Here is a 19,021-nt window from a genome sequence, read left to right as displayed (position 1 = left end):
AGGAACAATCACTAAAGACAAAAAACAATGTAAACTATTTAAATTAAGTTAACAATTATTTACATTTTACCGAAAAATCATGCTGGCTGCAATTCTTTTTGACCTAGACGGCACTATTGTCAACACTGACCCCATACACTACCGAGCTTGGCGGGAAATGCTGTTAAATTACAACATAGAAATAGACGAAACATTTTATAAATCCCGAATTAGTGGAAGGCTAAATCCAGAAATTGTTAAAGACATTCTGCCACAATTATCAGCAGCAGAAGGGCAACAATTTGCAGACGAAAAAGAAGCGTTCTTCCGCAAACTCGCCCCACATCTCAAACCGCTAAATGGATTTTCTGAACTACTAGCATGGACAGAAACACATCAATTAAAACGAGCATTAGTAACTAATGCTCCTAGATTAAATGCAGAATTTATGCTAGAGGTTTTGGGGATAAAAGAAGCTTTCCATACAGTTGTTTTAGCGGATGATTGTATTGCAGGTAAACCCGATCCTGTGCCCTACCAAGTTGCCCTGAATAAATTGGGGATTACAGCAGAAGAAGCGATCGCTTTAGAAGACTCTCCCTCTGGTATTCGTTCCGCAGTGGGCGCAGATATTCGCACCATTGGCATCGCCTCCACCCACGATCCGCAAATTTTGCAATCAGTCGGTGCATTTATGGCAATTCCAGACTTTACTGATTTGCAGTTGTGGACATTGCTAAACTCACTCATCGAGCCAGATTTAAATGCGATCGCTTCTAATTTTTGAGGACATGGGGCAGAGGAGGCAGAAGGCAGAAATTCTTTAATTTTTAATTTTTAATTTTTAATTTTTAATTGATTTCTCCCCATCCCCAAAAACTCCACTTTTTAACCGAGCCATATCACGCAACGGTGGTGCGCCGAACAAGCGACTGTATTCACGGCTGAACTGTGACGGGCTTTCATAACCCACATAATGACTAGCTGTTGCCGCATCCATACCTTGCCCCAGCATCAGACGACGGGCTTGTTGAAGCCTAAGTTGTTTTTGATATTGCAAAGGACTCATGGTGGTGACAGACTTGAAGTGATGATGAAGTGACGAGGGACTCATGCGCGCTTCACGAGCGATCGTATCGATCCGAAATGGTTTTTCGTAGTTCCATTTCAGCCAGTTGATCGCTCTGCTAATTGCTTGGAATTGTTTATCGACTAAAGCAATCTGTCGCAATCTAGCACTGTGTTCGCCAGATAACAAACGATAGAGAATTTCTCGGACAATCAAAGGTGCAAGGATGGCAATATCTTGAGGCGTTTCCAACAATCGTACAAGTCGGATTGCAGCATCAAGCAGTTGCGGACTAACAGGATTAATAGACAAGCCCGGTTCCAGTGGTTCGTTCGCTGGAGCGTCTAGTTTTGCCTCCATCATCAGTGTACTGAGTTCTCCCATATCTAAATCGAGCCGAAGACACAGATACGGAACGCTTGGCGTTGCTTCAATCACTTGACCGACAACAGGCAGATCGATGGACACCACCAAATATTGGTCTTGACCATAAACATACAGATTGTCTGCCAACATTACCTGTTTCTTGCCCTGAGCGACAATGCACAAAGCAGGCTCATGCAGGGCATGGAGAGGTGCAGTTGGTTGTAAGGAACGGATCAGGAATAACCGCTCGATCGCTGTGGGATGGACACCATCTCCATTACTGTTTTGTGCAATCAGAGCAGCTAGCTCGGACTGCTGCTTTCTAACAGTCTGTTCCATAATTTCGTTTGAAATCCTTTATGAAACTAACATTCAGGGAGCCACAATCTATTTGACCGCTGATGTTAGCTTATTTTTTTATGATAAACAATGAAAAAAAATGCAGGATTAGGCAAGAATTTCGTAGGTTCAGATTACCGCATCAAGCTTTGACTCTCTTAAATTAAGAGTGTGCTATAAAATACAACAACTTGGAGATCCAGTTTTATGACTACCAACCAACAGAAAGTAGTACTGATTACGGGCGCAAGTAGCGGTATCGGTGAGGCAACAGCACGTCTACTCGCTCGTAAGGGCATCCACGTCATCCTGGGCGCACGACGCACGGAGCGCCTAGAAACCCTCGTGGCTACAATCCGCTCTGAGGGAGGCTCGGCGGAGTATCAGACCCTTGATGTTACTCATCGCGCCGACTTCCAAGCCTTTGTAGAATTTGCTCAGAGCAAATTTGGCCGCATTGATGTCATCGTCAACAATGCAGGTGTTATGCCGCTCTCGAAGCTAGAAGCGCTGAAAGTTGATGAATGGGACTTGATGATTGACGTGAACATCCGTGGCGTACTCAATGGCATTGCTGCTGGGCTACCGTTGATGAAACGCCAAGGATTTGGCCAGTTCGTCAACCTGTCCTCCATCGGCGGACACGCTGTCTGGCCAACCTGCGCCGTTTACTCAGCCACTAAGTTCGCGGTGTTGGCAATTTCGGAGGGGCTGCGTCAGGAAAATACTGACATTCGCGTTACAGTTATTTCGCCAGGCGTAACGGAGTCAGAACTTGCCGATAGCATTACTGACGCCGAAGCTGTCAAAGGTATGCAGGAATTCCGCAAGATTGCGCTTCCGGCTGAAGCGATCGCCAGAGCGATCGCCTTTGCAATCGAACAACCGGATGACGTTGATGTGAATGAGATTATCGTGCGTCCTACAGCCAGCGTATAGTTACGCAAAGATGCAGAGAATTTTCAACCTAAGCTAGCAGTAAAACAACTGAGAACCGCTATGTGATATCATGTCCGCCTAATTAGTTATAATTCCCGCATCTGTGCAAAAACCAGGAAACCCTCTTTCCCCCTGCCCCCAGCAAGAACTGTTCCCCTGCCGTCTTAATGATAAGTCTTTAACCGGACATGATATGACTACCCAAAAGTTTCAGTTACCCTGAACATTAAATGCAGATGTTGGACAGCGAACGCTAATGCGATCGACAGCGTGAGCAAAGTACTAGAGGGTTTGTAGTAAGCAATTTGCTGCTTAGAAAATAAGGACTAAGGTCGAATGGCACTAAGATAACGGGAAACCCATTATATATCAGGCTTTTGGGTGTGGGGTGTCGGGTGTTGGGTGTAGTGAGTCAGAAATTTATTTGTATCCCCACTCATATTTACTTTTCTTGATTTTTCCCGACACCCGACACCCTACCCCCAACACCCAGCCCAGACGAGCTTTCAGCTTTACAAGCGTGCCATTCGACTAAGGTCTTACTACGAGCCTCTACTTATTTTTCAGCCAGAATCGCGTAAATTTCCCGTTTAACTTGCTCTAAAAGCTCCCGTACCCGATTTATCCGCTCCATATTACCACTACGAGCAACCTGCACCACTGCAGCAGCTAACTCTGTGGCGGCATTCCGCAACTCAATAAACTCTTGGGGCTTACCTGTAACAAAACTTTTGAAGGTATCCCAAGGAGTGTCTGAAGGTTCTTGTTGGGAACGTTCTGCCAATAATTGTTTACCCTCATCCGTAATCGTATAAATCCGCTTGCCCCCTTCCTGTGCGCTCTTGAGATAACCTCCTTCTTCCAACAATTGGAGTGTTGGATACACTGAGCCAGGACTGAGGCGACGGAAACCACCGTAACGAGTTTGGTTGAGTCGATGGGGGATATTATTCCCCGCACCTCTCAGTTAAATCTGGGCGTGCGACTTTCACCGCACCCAGCTTCCGATGTTCTCAGCTTTTGCTTTTGCTCATGTGTTTATAATCGTGGCAACTCTCATGAGTTGCTTCGAGATTATTTTTCTTCCAGTTAGCGTGATTTCCGTCGATGTGATGCAGGTGTACCCGTTCCTCATCGATAAATTTCAGACCACAGGAAGCACATCTATGGTTTTGCTTCTTAAGGGCTTTAGAGGTCTCGCCGTCGTAGAGCTTGCTTTTACGTTCGCTCCAGTAGGCTGTGTCTCCGTCATAGGGGGATTTTGTTCCTTTGACTGAGACGTGTTTGTTTTCGGAGTGGGAAACTGCTGGGAATGCTTTGTCTAGTAGTTTCTTGCTAGAGTAGCGGTTTTGCTTGGCTTCCTTGTTGAATACCTTGTAAGCTCTTGTTTCGATGTGGTATAGCGAGTTTCTCGACCCGTCCATCTTGCAGAACTTATGGTAATTTCTCCAACCTCTAACTACCGGAGCTAATTTCTCAGCCTTTGTGGTAGCACCATAATTCGAGTTGTTGACGATGTGTTTTACTTTCTTACGAAATGCTTTGTAGTTATCCACTGAGGGAATACATCTAAACTTTCCGTTTTTCTGGACTTTGAAGTGCCAGCCGAGGAAATCAAACCCATCTGTCGCGGCGGTAACTTTGGTTTTCTTTTGGCTTACATTCATTCCGCGTTTGCGGAGGAACTCGCTGATTCTTTCAAGTATTTCTGTCGCGTCATCTTTGGGTTGAAGTATAATGACCATATCATCCGCGTATCGGACTGATGGTTCGACGATCCTACTGGATGGGGTTTTATTAGTGATTATATACCCTTGATCCTTGTTGTATCTGTGTATACTTTCAATGCCGTTGAGCGCGATATTAGCTAGTAACGGACTGACCACTCCCCCTTGGGGTGTTCCAAGTTCAGGGAATTCTGGATTTACACCTGCCTTGAGGCATCGGTATATTCCGAGTTTTAAGCCTTTTGGAGCAATGAGTTCTTCCATTATTGCTGAGTGATTAATCCTGTCGAAGCACTTCTCGATATCGAGTTCTATAACTCGTTTTTCTATTCCATTGCAAGCAGAACGGAGGTTATTAAAGATGTATTTTTGTGCATCGTGGGCAGAGCGCCCAGTTCTAAACCCGTAACTCCTGGCGTGGAAAGTGGCTTCATGTGCTGGTTCGAGTGCATATTTTGCTAGGCATTGCCAAGCTCTATCCGCGATGGTTGGTATCTTTAGCATTCTGGTAGTCCCGTCCTTCTTGGGGATGGGGATTTCCCGTAGTCCTTGATGCTTCCAATTTCCACTATTCATTTTCAGTAGTTCTTCAAGGTTGAAGCGTTCTTCAAATGAGAGGGATTTCTTACCATCAATACCCGCCGTCTTTTTGCCAGTATTTAGCTGAGATACAAGTCTAATTGCAAGAAATCGAGCCGAGGTGGATTTAAGAATAAGCTTTTGGAGTGACCTAGCCTTCCGCTTGTCTCCAACTTGAACCGCTTTAAATACGCGCTTTTGAAGGCGGAAAAGATTTCGGCGGAATTTCTTCCACGGTAAAGCTCTCCAAGATTCACTAGTATGTTTACTGTGTCTAATCATTTTCTCTTCTAGAGTTTGTATTTTCTGAACACCTCAGACCAATTACGGTCTGTCCTACCCGAATTGTGGGGGTTAATCCGCTCGTCTGGTCTACTTTGGGGAACGAATCCGCCCCTAGACCCACAACTCGTTTTTATTCGTTCCCTCGGAGAGATTGATGAGCCACTGCGTTGCGGGGGTTCCCCCCGTTGTAGCATGTGGCGTTGTTCCGTTAGGTGTGGTCAATTCAACCACTGGATTCCCAGGACTCTTACCGCTATAAAATGGAGATGCGGCGGGAATTAATTCTCCAGTGAAGTCAAGGTTTTTTATGTTACGCCCTGCTCTCAAATAGGTTGCTTTTCTAGACCCGGTTTCACCGTAGGAACTCCCTGTTAGCGCCAGTGTCAGCCCGTAACGGCTGTCTGATTGCACCCTGTTCCCAGCTTCACTCTACAAGAACCGAGCTTGTTCGGTGTGGGCAGATAAGGAGTCAATTCTGAGTCTGAATGGCAAGACTTGCACTTGCATCTGACCGAGAGTTCAGCCCTTTAGTGACAGTAATCTGCTGTCGGGCTGGATTAGTTATTTGCGGACTGATTACCGTGATTCACTAATCAACGAATCGCACCCATCTCTTTAATCAGGTCGTAACCATGACTAGGATGCTCGGATAAGAGTTCCAGCAGAATGAACTTGATGTCACCCCGACGAGTCCGGTATTCATCTCCCCAACCACGACCAAACATTTCATTATCAAAGCGTTTGTCATGATGTCTACCATGATGCTTGTCATGATGGTTGCCATGTCCAAACCAAGACCTGACAAGCAATGAATCCTCTTCGTTAACTCCTGCCCATGCAGGTGCGCCAAAACGTGACCGAAAATGTCTAAACATAAGTAAATCTCAAATCAACTTTCTCTAATATACGATATATCAGAATATATCGCGATATATCGGAATAGGATTTTGATGAAGATTTGTAACGAAAGCAGCTTCCACTAGCCAAGAGTCTGCACTTGGGGTCATGACGAAATACGTATAAAATGGGGCCTGACTGCCAATTCATTCTGGAACATCGGGCAAGGGCGGAATGGCAGGCTTGTTAAGGGCAAACCCATGATCTAGCTGCATGAGAGGGTGTGGGGAATTAATAAGATGTTGAACTCCTTGAGGCAAGTAAAATTTAATTGTCTTAAAACTACACCCTACACCCTACACCCTGCCAGCAAGGAGGTTTCAGCTTTTCTTAGTGCCATTCGGGCAAGGGCGCTATCCCCCGATCGCCCAGTATTGCGCAAAACTGCCCAAAATCCCGACGTTTATTTCCAAGCAAGGGAAACAGTAAATCCCTACTACGCTGCTTGTCCCAATATCATGCAATCTTATATGGATAAGTTTGCCGCACAGACAACCAGACACTATCACTTGCTTGATTATCATGGCGCAATTGATGCAGAACGAGTCATCATTTTGATAGGTTCAGGTTGTGAGGTAGTGCATGAAGTGGTATCGATGATGTTATGGTTGTCGCCGCAGAAAATCAGTTGCAAGAGGTAGCGTAATGATTGAAATTGTTGATAGCGATCGCTGTATCGGCTGTGATATCTGCGTGAAAGTTTGTCCGCGCGATGTCTTTGATTCTGGAGACGATGGAATAGCCGTAATTGCTCGTAAATCAGATTGTCAGACTTGTTTTTTGTGCGAGTTGTATTGCCCTGTTGATGCGCTTTATGTGTCGCCTTATGCCGAGCTGGACGATAAGGTTGATACAGAACAGTTAATTACCCAAAACTTGCTTGGTAGTTACACCCGTAACATGGGTTGGCATCATGGCAAAATGGGAGGGACTGACAAAGATCCAACTCAACAACTTAGAATTTTGAATAGGGTAAGGCAGGATAATGCAAGATTGATTGACACTCCCCTGGCTGAATAAATTTCGCCGATAGGCTCGCAGATATCTTAACGGAGGCGGAGCGATTTTGAATGGATGCCATCGACAAGTAATTAAACAGAAACATCCGCTCCATCGTGTTGTTCTGCTGGTGGCATCCCGATAAATTTCAATACATCTCCTTGTGGCTCTTTCCACTGGATCTCTGGTAGCCACTCATCCGGGTTGGTATATAGCAAATCTAAATTAGCCGCAATCTTCGCTGACTCCCAATCCCACCAAGATAGTTCTAGCAACCGTTCTACCGTTTCAGGTTTAAACCGATACCGAATTATCTTAGCTGGATTACCCACCACAATTGCATAGGCAGGAACATCGGAAGCAATAACAGCCTGTGCGCCTACAACTGCACCGTTGCCAATTTTCACCCCTGATAAAATCGTTGCCCCATACCCAATCCAAACATCATGACCAATAATCGTTGCCCCCTTAGAAGCCGCATCGGTGTAACGTTCTTCTGGCACAGCTTCTGCGGATAACCACTTGAAAGGAAATGTCGTTACTCTTGTCATAATATGGTTTCCTCCAGCAAAAATGATGATATCCTTAGCCAGAGAACAAAACTTTCCGATCTCAATCCGGTCGTCAGGGGTAAATATTGCTAAACTGATGTGCCGATCGAAGTAGGTGTAATCTCCAACCTTGATACGCGGGTCTTGAATGTGAGCATTTAGCCAAATCGGAGGAGGCGCGTATTCAAGCATAGTCATAAAAGGTAAAATCAAGGTTTTTAACCCGCGTAGGCGGGTTTTACCTGTGTAGCCGTGACTTTCAGTCGCCTGGTGCAAGATTACTCTATGGGCGATTTCCAGATGGATGCTGATGCCCTAGTATAGGATGGGGTGTGTAAGGTTCTTCTAAGAATTTGCGCTCTTGATCAGAAAGCTCTAAATCCACTGCCTCCACAGCCTCTTTAAGATGTTCTATCTTACTAGCGCCAATTATCGGAGATGTCACACCTGGTTGATGCAATAGCCAAGCTAGGGCAATTTGTGTGGGTTTCACACCCCGTTTTCCGGCTAATTCAACTACGCGATCGACTACTTTAAAATCTGAATCTTGATAGTAGAGATTGTGAGCAAATTCGTCAGTTTTTGCCCGCAATGTTTGGCCATGGTCTGACTTACTGCGATTCCCTGCTAAAAAGCCCCGCGCCAAGGGACTCCAAGGAATAATACCAATCCCTTGATCTAGGGCTAAGGGTATCACTTCTCGTTCTTCTTCCCGATAAACTAAGTTGTAGTGATTTTGAATTGATACAAAACGAGTCCAGCCGTGAATATCTGCTGTATAAAGAGCTTTAGCAAACTGCCATGCGTAAACACTAGAAATTCCTAAGTAACGGACTTTACCTGCTTTGACAATATCATGCAGTGCTTCTAGGGTTTCTTCAATGGGTGTTTCATAGTCCCAACGGTGAATTTGGTACAAGTCTACATAATCAGTTTGTAGCCGCCGCAAAGAAGCATCAATGCTGTCAAAAATATGTTTGCGAGATAGTCCTCGATCGTTAGGCCCATCGCCGACTTTGCCATGTACTTTAGTAGCAATCACAACTTGATCTCGTTTAGCAAAGTCTTTCAGCGCTCGTCCGACAATTTCTTCACTAGCACCCAAGGAATAGACATCGGCGGTATCAAAGAAATTAATCCCCAATTCCAAAGCCAGTTTGATAAATGGACGACTTTCTTCTTCTTCTAATACCCATTCGCGCAATTTACGCGAGCCATAAGTCATCGTGCCTAGTGTAATCCGGGATACTTTGAGTCCAGTTTTGCCAAGATTTACATATTTTGTCATACGGTTTGCTCTACTTTTTGTTGGGATGCTTAATAAGGTTGTGATATTTATATAGCCTTTTGACAGTGATTTGCCTAGAGTATTGCAGAGCTATGAGCATTGCTTTGCAAAAGCCAGGATACAAAATACTATATATCAATCGATTTACCGGAGTTATTAGCTATAATATTAAGAATTGCATATAAATGATAAATATGGAACAGGAAATCAGGAAATGGTGTGGAGAGGGGGCTGTTGGTAAAATCTCTCGGATCTACAAAGCGATCGCCACCGTGAATCCAACCAGGGCTGCGGCTAAAGCTCATAGTTCAAATAGTGTATAGTTTTAAAATTTCAAGAAAATTTTTAATATAGTTATACTTATCGATAGTTTTAGAGCCTTTTAAAATAGTTAAGGCTACAATTACCTGGATAGATTGTTATTTTAGTTAAATAAAATACTTGAACTACTATTAGTAAACAATAAATTTATTGCTGAGATAATAAAAAATAACATAATGTACATAGAAAATATATGTATAAATTATCCTATTTTATTATCTAATAATTTATATTCTAAAAATCTCAAAACAATACTTGATTTCAGATATTATTAGTTATACTAATATTTAGATAAGCTAACACTAGCCAAAGAATTATAGTGTTTATCGTCTGAGTGAGTTACATCTCGTTGCGGTGAGGGGCTACAGGCGAAGATGTAACTTATGCGAGGGCTACCATAACAAGCCTTTCTAAAAATACAGGATGCATCAGAGGAGTTGCTTGTTTTATCTGAAATGCTAGTGCATCAATTGCTGTTTTTTGTAATTTCTCAGAAATCAGTCTCAATCAACTTTGTCTACCAGCATCTATAAAGATGAGTGGGGACTAGGCAGCAAAATTGGTAAGTAAGAAAAATAGGAGATAGAGAGAAAATAATACTCTTAACTCCTCATTCTTGGCTGTTTTGTATTTATTTTTAGCACGAGGAAAAGCATGAAAAACACTCAAGTAACAATTAACGAACCCATTAGTGAAACACCTTGCAAATCTAACCAGAAAAAACTGACTGGTAATAAAAAACTCACTTGCACAAAACCACCACAACCAGGTGCAACCCAAGGAAATTGCCCTTTTGATGGAGCGATGGTTTCTGTCGGAGCTATTACTGATGCTGTTCATTTAGTACATGGTGCTGTTTCTTGTACTCACAATCCTTGGGCAACTCATGGTAGCCTATCATCAGGCTCACAATTATACCAAACTGCTTTTACTACTGACTTTAGTGAGGGTAATATCGTTTTTGGTGGAGAAAAGAAACTGTACAAAGCGATTGTGAATGTTGCTCAACGCTATCATCCTGCCGCTATTTTTGTTTATGCTACTTGTCTGTCTGCTTTGATTGGTGATGATATTGATAGTGTTTGCCAACTTGCTACACAACAAGTTAATATCCCAGTTATCTATGTAAATGCGCCTGGATTTCTTGGTAGTAAAAATTTAGGTAATCGCATTGGTAACGAAACTTTATTGAATGCTGTCATTGGTACAGCCGAACCGGAATTTACCACACCATTCGATATTAATATTGTTGGTGACTATAATGTTGCAGGTGAAACGTGGAATATCTTACCATTATTCCAAAAAATGGGAATTCGCGTTCTTTCTAAAATTACAGGTGATGCTCGTTATCAAGAAGTTTGCTATGCTCATCGCGCCAAATTAAATGTAGTGCTTTGCTCAAATGTAGCTATACAAATGGCGCAAACTATGGCGGAACGCTATGGAATTCCTTATATTGAAGAATCGTTCTATGGTGCGACCAACTTAAACGATTGCTTGCGGAATGTTGCGACCAAATTAAGTATATCCTTGGGAGATAGTGTTATTGCCTGGGAACTGCAAGAACGTACAGAAAAGTTAATTGTCGAAGAAAATGCTGCTCTAGATATCGCTTTAGCTCCTTACCTTGCTGATTTAAAAGGTAAACGGATTATTCTTTCTACTGGTGGTGTGAAAAGTTGGTCACTTATTTTAGCAGCCCAAGATTTGGGAATGGAAGTTATTGCAGCTACGGATGGCAAAACAACAGAAGAGGAGAAAGCTAAAATTAAACAATATCTTGGTGCAGATGCAATGCTTTTGTCTGACACAACTCCCCAGGCATTATTAAAGGTATTACACCAAACAAAAGCTGATGTGTTGATTACTGGGGCTGGCAATAAATATACAGCACTCAAAACGGGAATTCCTTTTTTAGACATTAACCATGAACGTCACCATGCTTATGCAGGTTATGCAGGTTTGGTGGTACTAGCACGCGAACTACATGAAGCCTTGTATAGTCCTATATGGAAGCAAATTAGCAAACCTGCTCCTTGGGATGAAAAAATCAGCTATCAGCTATAGGCGCAACTTTCTTCTGCCAAGCTGATATAGTTGATCGTCTTCCACTACACTTTTAAGGTGTGGCGGAAGATGCTTGTTTTCCAAATATTTGCTTTGTTGTACAAAGAGAAGCGACTTGTTCACCGAGCAATCCAACGGCTTACTGCTGGCAATTGTGCAGAGAACCAGAGCGCACCTAAAATAATCAGACTACCACAGACAATCAAGGCATTAGTCGCACCAAAATTATCTGCCAAAGTCCCCGCTAACAAATTTCCAAAGGGCATTGTACCCACCATTGCTAGGGCATAAAAACTCATTACCCGTCCGCGCTTATCCTCGGTAACTAGGGTTTGAATAATCATATTACTACTGGTAATGTTGAGGATAGAAAAGCAGCCTACAAATACCAGAATGATTATAGATAGCCAAACTTGACGCGAGAGTGAAAAAAATATCAAACTCATCCCAATGAAAACTTGAGCGACTACAATCAAACGCTCTAAGCCTACAATCCCTCGTCTGACACTTAGATACAAACAAGCAAACAACGAGCCAATCGGTGCTGAAGTGCTGAGGTGAGCCATCGTTGTTGCGTTTCCATTGAGAATCTTTGCTGCAAAAACAGGCATCAGCGCGACATGAGACATCCCGACGAAACCATGTAACGCTAGCATTAATAAAATTACTCTAATCGGCTGGAATTTCGAGACATATTCAAAGCCTTCCCGCAATTTCTCCAAAGTATCGCTAATGCCCGTAAGGGGTTGCATCTGTCTGGCTGGCAGCCGCATCGCTAGCAAGGTAAATATCGCAGGAATATAGCTGAGGGTATCGTAAAGAAAACAATATTTTACCCCTAGTGTTGCAATCAAAATCCCGCCCATAGCAGGCCCCACGACAAGAGAGGAACTTAACATTACTGAATTCAAGGCGATGGCATTACTCCAATCGGCGCGATCGTCTACGGTTTCGGTAACGATTGTATGGCGCACGGGCATATCTAATCCCTTGAGCAAACCATTGAAAGCACTCAGTACCAAGAGGATAGGAAAGGTAATCCAATTGGTAAAGGTGAGAATCGTTAAAGCCAAGGATACGCTAATTCCCAATATCTGCACCACCATTAACAAGTCACGACGACTCCAGCGATCGGACAATATGCCCGAAAAGGGAATCAGTAATAACGTAGGTAAAAATTGTACAAACCCTGCAACTCCCAACAACCAAGGCGATTGAGTCAAATCGTATACCAGCCAAGGAATAGTTAACTGCTGGGTCATAAATGTTCCAGACATTGATAGTAACTGTCCCCCGAAAAACAGGCGAAAATTACGCCAGCGCAAAGCGGGTAAATAGTGGTAAGTGATATTACTGATGCTTTCCCCTAGTTGTCTATGCCAAATTTTCATGAGTAAAATTTTATTATGGTTTACTAATAATTAGATTAACTAAGAACTGTTAAATAATCGCGTAGTTTGCTGCCCAGACATCGCTAATCTGTCTGAGCTAAGGCTTTTGCACATTGACATCGGATCGCTATAGAAGGGGATTGGTCTACAAAAACGTAGGAAATTACTATTTAGTAACTGTATACTACTTTAATTCTATCGGAATAGTGTATAATAATTTCAGTTATGCTCCCAGCATGGGAATGTTGCTAGCAGATATTGGGTATCGGCAAAATTCCCAAGGAAATAGGCGAGTGTGAACACCTCCCGACAGATAAAACTCTGGAGAATCCTAATGGGCTACAAACATATAGAAGTTAAACAGGTAGCTGGTTTCATCGGTGCAGAAATCGGCGGCGTAGACCTTTCCCGCTCTCTTTCCGAGGATCAAGTCCAAGAAATTCGCAAAGCGCTATTGAAGTGGAAAGTTGTGTTTTTTCGTGGCCAGAACATCGATCATGCTGCCCAGGTCGAGTTCACATCTCGTTTTGGCGAAGTGACTTTCGCCCATCCCTTAGGAGAGCCGGAACCAGTTCCGGGATTTCCCCAGATCAAACCCGTAGACCGTAAGCTTTATGAGCAGCAGTATGGTTTTCGCACTGGCGGCCCTTGGCACACAGATGTAACGGCGGCGATCAACCCACCAGCAGCGTCAATTTTACGCGCAGTTAATGTTCCTAGTTTCGGTGGTGATACCCAGTGGAGTAACCTTGTGGCAGCTTATGAGGGACTCTCAGCACCCCTGCGATCGCTAGCTGATACATTAAAAGCAGAACATCGCTTTAATGGGGGCGGTTATCAACCCCGCAACAACAAATTTGACGAGCGCATTGCTGTCAATCCCCTAGTTTCTATTCACCCAGTCGTCAGAGTTCATCCTGAGACTGGTGAGCGTGCCTTGTTCGTAAACCCTGGCTTCGTCTCTCGCATTGTTGATGTGTCACCAGAAGAGAGCAGACTGTTACTAGAGTTGTTCTTCAACCAAGTCACCAAACCTGCCTATACCACCCGTTTCCGTTGGAACAACGGTGATATCGCCTTCTGGGACAACCGTGCCACCGTGCATTTGGCTCCTCAAGATTTGGATCATTTAGATGTCGAACGTCTCCTCTATCGCACTACTATCACAGGCGATGTTCCAGTAGGAGTTGATGGTTCCCGTTCTGAAGTGGTTCAAGGTGAAGCTTTCAGCGCTAAAGTACCAAGCGTCTTCAAGCAGAAAGCTGAGTCTAAGGAAGCACAACCAGTCCTTTCGTAAAACTGAATTATAAGTTATGAGTACTGAGTAAATTAAAAACTACTCAGTACTTATGAACGCAGACATTACACCTTGTTGCTCTACAAAGGTAACTTTTGCATGACCGATCGCAGCAAAGCCAAGAGATTAATTATCTATCTAATTTGAGCGATGATTTTTAGCCATCCTGCTGTAAGACAATTAAATTTTACTTGCCTCAAGGAGTTCAACATCTTCTTAATTCCCCACACCCTCTCATGCAGCTAGATCATGGCTTTGCCCTTAACAAGCGTGCCATTCGGCTCTTGTGCATCATCATTGTGACGAGTCTATTAATGATGGTGATAGTTCTCATTGCTGGGCCAAAGTTTATAGAAATAGACCAAGCAACAGATACAGAGATCAAACAGGTAGAGGTGTAAACTTGACCGAATAATTCGTAATTCGTAATTCGTAATTCAAAATTTATTAATTACGAATTAATAATTAATTATTTGAGAGTACAAGCCCCTTAATTTATTAATTAAAGAAAATAAATTTATTCATTATTCAAGCCCCACGATTAAATCTCAGGTAATAATTACAAATTAGCAATTACGAATTATTTTGACATTTTTCCTAAAAAGCTATCAAAAAAAATTGAGTAGCCTAAAATGCTGATTTATTAGCAATAAAATTACTAAAGAAATCCGATTTTATTTTTGAAAAAGATTAGGAGAAAATGCCCGTTTTTTCAAAATTTAACGTTTAGTGTTTGCTAGCTGTTGAACTTTTTTATCTTCCCCATTAATTAGACCTGCTTCATCACCCATAACGCGCTCTAAGATTTCTTCTGCTAAAGTAAGGAATTCTGCATCTTTGCGTTTGCGAGGACGTGGTAGCGAGATACGCCGATCCATTGAAACTCGGCCATCTTCAATTAGTATGATGCGATCGGCTAGCGTTACTGCTTCATCTACATCATGAGTAATCAAGAACGCCGAAAATTTTTGTTCGTGCCAGATTTTTTCAATTAGTCTCTGCATCTCAATACGAGTCATGGCATCCAAAGCACCAAGCGGTTCATCTAACATTAGTAAGCGCGGCTCTCTGACTAAAGCCCTAGCAAGTGCTACCCGTTGTTTTTGTCCTCCAGAAAGCACAGAAGGCCAATCTTTTGCTCGTTGTATTAAACCTACTTGCTCAAGCGCCTTCTCTGCCTTTTGCCGCCAGTCTTTTTTGTTCAATCCTAATCCCACATTTCCTAAAACATTCTCCCACGGTAAGAGGCGGGCATTCTGGAACATTGTTCGCGCACTGCGATTACGCCCACGCAGTGGTTCCCCGTCAATTAAAACTCCGCCGTCACTGGGATGTTCAAACCCAGCTATCATCCGCAGGAGTGTACTTTTACCGCCACCACTGCGCCCAACAACTGCAATAAATTCTCCTGATGCTATCTCTAAATCGAGATTCTGCAACACTTGATTACTACCATAGGTCTTTGTCAGACCCATAACTTTTACCTCTGCGCCTTGTAGGGATGCCATCTTCACAAACCTCTCTAAATTGCAACAAAATTTTGAATAATAACTAGATAAACTTTAGGCAGGTTGGTAGTTAGTATCCCACCTTAACCATTTTTGTTCTAAAGCTTTGGCAGCGACATCTGCTAACTTGCCCAACAAGGCATAAAGCAAAATGCTCAAGACAACAACATCAGTTTGCATAAACTCACGAGCGTTCATTGCCATATACCCAATGCCAGAATCAAGTGTAATTGTTTCAGCGACAATCAAGGTTAGCCACATAATTCCCAAAGCATAACGCAGACCAACGATAATCGAACCCAATGCGCCTGGAAAGATGACTCGCTTAAATAAAGACCAGCCATGCAAGCCGTAGGATTTTGCCATTTCAATTAATTCTGGATCGACAGTACGAACTCCGTGAAAGGTATTAAGATAAATGGGAAAGAACACTCCTAATGCTACAAGAAAAACCTTAGCTTCTTCGCCAATGCCAAACCACAAAATTACAAGTGGGATTAACGCTAAGTGAGGAATATTCCGAATCATCTGTACTGAGGTGTCCAAATACTCTTCTGCTGGACGAGCCAATCCATTAAGTAATCCCAACCCAAAACCAATACTACCTCCTAGCAAGAACCCAATCACAGCCCGAATCGTACTGATAATCAAATTTCGCCACAGTTCTCCAGAACGGGATAAACGAACTCCTGCCAGAATTACATCTGAAGGAGCAGGCAATACCCTTGTAGAAAGCCAGCCAGATTTTACCAATATTTGCCAAAGAATAATTAGAACAATCGGCAAAATCCAAGGTTTCAGTTGCCGAAACCCCAGTTGAGGAAATTTGCTTTTTTTCATCTTGAAGCTCCTTCTGTTGTACGTTGCTTAGGAAAATCTTGGTTGGCGACAATTTCACCAAAAGGACTTAATACCTGTTGTTGTGCTGTAGCGGGTAAATCCTGAAGTGGTAAGCGGGGAAAGAGTAATTCAGCTACTCGATAAGCTTCTTCTAAATGGGGATATCCTGAAAGAATGAAAGTTTCAATTCCCAATTCGGCGTATTCCATCATCCTGGCAGTGACAGTATCGGCATCTCCTACTAAAGCCGTACCTGCGCCACCCCGCACCAGTCCCACTCCTGCCCAAAGATTAGGGCTGACTTCTAGTGCTTCACGATTACCACTGTGCAGTTGCGTCATCCGACGTTGCCCAACGGAATCTAAACGAGCATAAACTTTTTGAGCTTTGGCGATCGCTTCTTCATCAACATACTTAATTAAGTCATTGGCAGCATCCCAAGCTTCGCTCTCGGTTTCCCGCACAATTACATGTAAACGAATCCCAAAACGCAAAGTTCTACCTTCTTCAGCAGCTAACTTCCGAACTGCATTAATTTTCTCGGCTACTTGCTGTGGTGGTTCTCCCCAAGTCAGATACACATCAATGTGTTTAGCGGCAATTTGTTGGGCAATGGCTGATGAACCACCAAACCATAAAGGAGGATAAGGTGTTTGCACAGGAGGAAAAAGTAGCTTACTGCCTTTGACTTGAAAATATTCACCGCTGAAGTTAGCTTCTTCACCAGTCATAGTTGCTCGCCAAATCGACAAGAACTCATCTGTCAACTCATACCGTGCTGTGTGGTTGAGATGAACTCCATCTCCAGCCAATTCCACCGGATCGCCTCCTGTGACGACGTTAATCAGCAAGCGGCCATTGGATATGCGGTCAAGTGTAGCCGCCATCCGTGCTGCCATCCCAGGAGATGACAACCCTGGACGAACTGCTACTAAAAAACGCATCTGTTGAGTTGCTGCAACTAAGGATGAAGCTATTATCCAAGCGTCTTCACATGAACGTCCTGTAGGAAGTAAAGCACCCCTGTAGCCTAGATCGTCTACAGCTTGAGCAATTTGACGCAAGTATGGATAGGTAGCAGCACGTCCTCCCGTTGCTGTTCCCAGATAGCGTCCGTCACTGTAGGTGGGAATAAACCAAAATAGTTCCATCGATAATAGACTCCTTAAGTGTTTCAGATGTAGCTGTCAAGAATGCGATCGCCAGAAGGTGGGGCATAGTCTATCGCTGATGTAGCTTACAAACAGTTTTAATTAAGCTGTTTGCGATCGGACACCATCGCTACTTGATTGACATCAATTTTTTTAGGAACTAATTTTAGACGGTAAAAAGTATCAGCAAGCCTTTGTTGATAAGCAACAACTTCCTTAGTAATTGGTTCTAAACCATAAGCTCTTCTTTTTGCTACTTGCTCTAAAACACCTGCATCAATCCCAATTAAAGGTGAAAGGAGTTGTGCAACTTCTTTTGGTCTAGATTTTGCCCATTCATCTACTTTTTCGATTTCCTCTAAAACGATTTTCAGGCGATCAGAATGCTTTTTAGCAAAGCTTTGAGAAGCAAAAAGGAACTCTCGATTTTCGACTATATTTGTCGCATCTGTAAGTATTCGCGCCCCTGTAGCTTGTTCGGCAGCAGCAAAGTATGGATCCCAAATTGCCCAGGCATCTACCTTTTTTTGTTCAAATGCTGCTCTAGCATCCGCTGGAGGAATAAATATTGGTTGAATATCAGTATATTTCAAATTAGCTTTTGCCAATGCTTGTACAACTAAATGATGGACATTTGAGCCTTTATTTAAAGCAATTTTTTTGCCTTTTAAGTCAGCAAGATTGCGAATTTGAGAATCTTTTGGGACTAAAATTGCTTCACCTTTGGGATTAGGAGGTGAACTGGCAACATAAAGCAGAGGTGCGCCAGCTGCTTGAGCAGATATAGGAGGGGTTTCTCCTGCATGTCCAAAGTCTAGGCGACCAGCATTCAAAGCTTCTAATAGTTGCGGCCCAGCTGGAAATTGATTCCATCGCACTGATAAACCCATTGAGTTAAACTTTTTCTCCAAATCTCCCTTTGCTCTTAAAAGGCTAAGAGAGCCAAACTTCTGATGACCAATATGAACTACTTTTTCTGGATCTTGACCTATACTAAACGACGGCATAGATGCAGAAATTACCGAAGTATTTAGAGAACAACCAGAAATTATCAAACTTAAGCAGAAACTAACAGCAAATAAGAAGGTAAATTTTTTGCTTGAATATTCTTTGAATACCTTTACAGCTTTGTGACATTTTAATATAAATGCAGAAAAATTATCCCGATTTATAAGCATTGCGCCCTCAGTTTCAAGTATAAAAATTTTCTCCTAAAAAAATATTAAAAGCTTAACAAACTTTCATTAAAATCTTTGGAGGATTTTAAACTACAGTAAAGCTAGCAAGTTAATGTAGTATCTAGCTAAAGAATGATATAAAACTCTTATTTGATTTTTGAATAAGACTAGGAGACAATACGCAAATCGTAAATAAGTACGAATAAGGCTTTCATTTTGGTAACAGTAAGCCTCTTTCAGTACATAATCT

General features: G+C 42.8%; 19 protein-coding genes and 1 pseudogene. 7 read left to right on the top strand and 13 right to left on the bottom strand.

Annotated features, from left to right (window positions below):
• Window positions 1–79 precede the first annotated feature (79 nt).
• Window positions 80–766 (top strand): HAD-IA family hydrolase, encoded by a 687-nt coding sequence (locus RMY64_RS13880; protein WP_322672344.1) that lies wholly within the window; start codon window positions 80–82, stop codon window positions 764–766.
• Window positions 767–823: 57 nt separating this feature from the next.
• Here the strand turns inward: RMY64_RS13880 and RMY64_RS13875 are convergent, their stop codons facing one another.
• Window positions 824–1,753: an AraC family transcriptional regulator gene (locus tag RMY64_RS13875; RefSeq protein WP_322700316.1), complete on the bottom strand. Its 930-nt coding sequence runs from the start codon at window positions 1,751–1,753 to the stop codon at window positions 824–826.
• A gap of 207 nt (window positions 1,754–1,960) precedes the next feature.
• Here RMY64_RS13875 and RMY64_RS13870 point away from each other — a divergent pair, with 207 nt between their 5' ends.
• A complete protein-coding gene (locus RMY64_RS13870; RefSeq protein ID WP_322672346.1) occupies window positions 1,961–2,692 on the top strand; it encodes an SDR family oxidoreductase in 732 nt (243 codons plus the stop codon).
• Between the two features lie 556 nt (window positions 2,693–3,248).
• Here RMY64_RS13870 and RMY64_RS13865 read toward each other — a convergent pair.
• The 4 genes from RMY64_RS13865 to RMY64_RS13850 form a co-directional block, all read right to left on the bottom strand.
• On the bottom strand, window positions 3,249–3,638 hold the full coding sequence (locus RMY64_RS13865) for a PadR family transcriptional regulator (RefSeq protein WP_322700344.1): 390 nt from the start codon (window positions 3,636–3,638) through the stop codon (window positions 3,249–3,251).
• 67 nt (window positions 3,639–3,705) lie between these two features.
• Window positions 3,706–5,280, bottom strand: coding sequence for a group II intron reverse transcriptase/maturase (locus RMY64_RS13860; RefSeq protein WP_322672347.1), 1,575 nt, complete (start codon window positions 5,278–5,280; stop codon window positions 3,706–3,708).
• A gap of 114 nt (window positions 5,281–5,394) precedes the next feature.
• The gene (locus RMY64_RS13855; protein WP_322672348.1) at window positions 5,395–5,694 is read right to left on the bottom strand and encodes a hypothetical protein; all 300 of its coding nucleotides are present in this window, start codon (window positions 5,692–5,694) and stop codon (window positions 5,395–5,397) included.
• A 182-nt stretch (window positions 5,695–5,876) separates the two neighbouring features.
• Window positions 5,877–6,158, bottom strand: a complete 282-nt coding sequence (locus RMY64_RS13850; protein WP_322672349.1) for a hypothetical protein — start codon at window positions 6,156–6,158, stop codon at window positions 5,877–5,879.
• A 357-nt stretch (window positions 6,159–6,515) separates the two neighbouring features.
• On the opposite strand from RMY64_RS13850, the pseudogene RMY64_RS13845 reads away from it, so the two are divergent.
• Both RMY64_RS13845 and RMY64_RS13840 read left to right on the top strand, forming a co-directional pair.
• A pseudogene (locus RMY64_RS13845) lies at window positions 6,516–6,782 on the top strand (hypothetical protein); the annotation flags it as partial.
• Window positions 6,783–6,825: 43 nt separating this feature from the next.
• Window positions 6,826–7,200 (top strand): ferredoxin family protein, encoded by a 375-nt coding sequence (locus RMY64_RS13840; protein ID WP_322672350.1) that lies wholly within the window; start codon window positions 6,826–6,828, stop codon window positions 7,198–7,200.
• Window positions 7,201–7,271: 71 nt separating this feature from the next.
• Here the strand turns inward: RMY64_RS13840 and RMY64_RS13835 are convergent, their stop codons facing one another.
• From RMY64_RS13835 to RMY64_RS13825, 3 genes are all read right to left on the bottom strand, one after another.
• Window positions 7,272–8,006, bottom strand: a complete 735-nt coding sequence (locus RMY64_RS13835; RefSeq protein ID WP_322672351.1) for a CatB-related O-acetyltransferase — start codon at window positions 8,004–8,006, stop codon at window positions 7,272–7,274.
• A gap of 7 nt (window positions 8,007–8,013) precedes the next feature.
• Window positions 8,014–9,018 carry an aldo/keto reductase gene (locus tag RMY64_RS13830; protein ID WP_322672352.1) on the bottom strand — a complete coding sequence of 335 codons (1,005 nt, stop codon included), beginning with the start codon at window positions 9,016–9,018 and terminating at the stop codon, window positions 8,014–8,016.
• Window positions 9,019–9,146: 128 nt separating this feature from the next.
• A complete protein-coding gene (locus tag RMY64_RS13825) occupies window positions 9,147–9,323 on the bottom strand; it encodes a hypothetical protein (protein ID WP_322700315.1) in 177 nt (58 codons plus the stop codon).
• 670 nt (window positions 9,324–9,993) lie between these two features.
• On the opposite strand from RMY64_RS13825, the gene nifE reads away from it, so the two are divergent.
• On the top strand, window positions 9,994–11,406 hold the full coding sequence (nifE, locus tag RMY64_RS13820) for a nitrogenase iron-molybdenum cofactor biosynthesis protein NifE (protein WP_322700314.1): 1,413 nt from the start codon (window positions 9,994–9,996) through the stop codon (window positions 11,404–11,406).
• A 119-nt stretch (window positions 11,407–11,525) separates the two neighbouring features.
• Here the strand turns inward: nifE and RMY64_RS13815 are convergent, their stop codons facing one another.
• Entirely contained in the window at window positions 11,526–12,797 is a 1,272-nt protein-coding gene (locus tag RMY64_RS13815) for an MFS transporter (RefSeq protein WP_322672355.1), read from the bottom strand.
• Between the two features lie 334 nt (window positions 12,798–13,131).
• On the opposite strand from RMY64_RS13815, the gene RMY64_RS13810 reads away from it, so the two are divergent.
• Together RMY64_RS13810 and RMY64_RS13805 are read left to right on the top strand one after the other, a co-directional pair.
• The gene (locus tag RMY64_RS13810) at window positions 13,132–14,094 is read left to right on the top strand and encodes a TauD/TfdA dioxygenase family protein (protein ID WP_322700313.1); all 963 of its coding nucleotides are present in this window, start codon (window positions 13,132–13,134) and stop codon (window positions 14,092–14,094) included.
• A 236-nt stretch (window positions 14,095–14,330) separates the two neighbouring features.
• Complete coding sequence (locus RMY64_RS13805; RefSeq protein WP_322672357.1) at window positions 14,331–14,495, top strand: hypothetical protein; 165 nt, start codon at window positions 14,331–14,333, stop codon at window positions 14,493–14,495.
• Window positions 14,496–14,813: 318 nt separating this feature from the next.
• Here RMY64_RS13805 and RMY64_RS13800 read toward each other — a convergent pair whose 3' ends face one another.
• The 4 genes from RMY64_RS13800 to RMY64_RS13785 all read right to left on the bottom strand — a co-directional run bounded on the left by RMY64_RS13800 (window position 14,814) and on the right by RMY64_RS13785 (window position 18,771).
• The gene (locus tag RMY64_RS13800) at window positions 14,814–15,602 is read right to left on the bottom strand and encodes an ATP-binding cassette domain-containing protein (protein ID WP_322672358.1); all 789 of its coding nucleotides are present in this window, start codon (window positions 15,600–15,602) and stop codon (window positions 14,814–14,816) included.
• Between the two features lie 54 nt (window positions 15,603–15,656).
• Window positions 15,657–16,442: an aliphatic sulfonate ABC transporter permease SsuC gene (gene ssuC / locus RMY64_RS13795; RefSeq protein ID WP_322700312.1), complete on the bottom strand. Its 786-nt coding sequence runs from the start codon at window positions 16,440–16,442 to the stop codon at window positions 15,657–15,659.
• Entirely contained in the window at window positions 16,439–17,593 is a 1,155-nt protein-coding gene (ssuD, locus tag RMY64_RS13790; RefSeq protein ID WP_322700311.1) for an FMNH2-dependent alkanesulfonate monooxygenase, read from the bottom strand. Before ssuD ends, ssuC begins: the two co-directional genes overlap by 4 nt.
• Window positions 17,594–17,691: 98 nt before the next feature.
• Window positions 17,692–18,771, bottom strand: coding sequence for a sulfonate ABC transporter substrate-binding protein (locus RMY64_RS13785; protein WP_322700310.1), 1,080 nt, complete (start codon window positions 18,769–18,771; stop codon window positions 17,692–17,694).
• Between the last annotated feature and the right edge of the window lie 250 nt (window positions 18,772–19,021).

The organism is Nostoc sp. DedQUE08, assembly GCF_034530895.1.
Lineage (GTDB): Bacteria > Cyanobacteriota > Cyanobacteriia > Cyanobacteriales > Nostocaceae > Nostoc.
This window is presented reverse-complemented; position numbering and strand designations above follow the sequence as displayed.